Origin of the sequence: Hydrangea phyllody phytoplasma (genome assembly GCF_036985185.1) — a bacterium.
Lineage (GTDB): Bacteria > Bacillota_I > Bacilli_A > Acholeplasmatales > Acholeplasmataceae > Phytoplasma > Phytoplasma asteris.
Window position 1 is genome coordinate 1 of the sequence record NZ_BSDA01000021.1, and the last position, 918, is coordinate 918.

At 29.7% G+C, this 918-nt stretch carries 1 protein-coding gene; it reads right to left on the reverse strand.

All coding sequences use genetic code 11. From position 1 onward, the window contains the following. Positions 1-407: 407 nt before the first annotated feature. Positions 408-743, reverse strand: coding sequence for a hypothetical protein (locus AACP42_RS03020; RefSeq protein ID WP_212775638.1), 336 nt, complete (start codon positions 741-743; stop codon positions 408-410). Positions 744-918: the final 175 nt, after the last annotated feature.

Sequence of the window (918 nt, forward strand, 5' to 3'; positions counted from 1 at the left end):
CTGGCTAGATTGCTGTAATGATGCGTTTATTCGCGCCCAATTAATTTAAGTATTTAATCTAAGAAAACAAATTAGCATCTTAAACACTTTATAAAAAAAGTGAATTTAATCACTTTTAAACGTATATATTCCTATTTATATCAATAACAAATTGCACTGTTCCATTATTTTAGACACTTTTTTATTTCAAAATTACTCTTTAAGACTTAAAATTAAATAGATAATTTCTTATCTTTACAAACTACTTTGTTAGTTTGTAAAGATATTTTTTTTAAATATTTTATCCCTACACTATATATATAGGCCGAAAAAATAAAAAAACTCCTCATTTAAAGGGTGTCTAAATCAATCCTAAGGGTAAATAACCCTAATTGGATTTAAATCAAAGCGAGAGGGGTATTTCTGAATCAAGGGGTCCGCTTGATTTCCTTCCCTGTTTGGGGATCGTACTCTACATTGGGTTTGTTATTTGGGATTTGTTGTTTGGGTTGGTTAGCTTTAGTAGTAGTGGATTCGATGGGATAAGAAGGTTTATCATTATGTGGTTTTAGTGGTTTTGTGTTAGATTGGTGGGGGTAATAGTTACTACCAACATTATCATCTCTGCCTTGAGATGATAATTTCTTATTGGTGCCGAAATTTACGGAAAGCCAAAGAAGCCCCGCGCAAATTAACAAAACTGCCACAATAACAAGGGTAGTTTTCCAAACTGATTTCGTTTGGTTGTGTGATTGATAATTCATTTTAATTTTTCTCCTTTTTTAACTTATTAGGGTACAAACAATATCCCTTACTTTTATTTTACTCTTTTTTTTTTTTTGAGTAAAAAATGTTAAAAATAATGTAATTATTGATTTTTTTGTTATTTTTTTAATGTATTAAAGTTTAAGGGCGCGAATAAACGCAACCTTTCAGCAA

What these genes read in the sequence shown, in the direction of transcription:
- AACP42_RS03020 (WP_212775638.1), bottom strand. Translation starts at nt 743, where the DNA reads ATGAATTATCAATCACACAACCAAACGAAATCAGTTTGGAAAACTACC.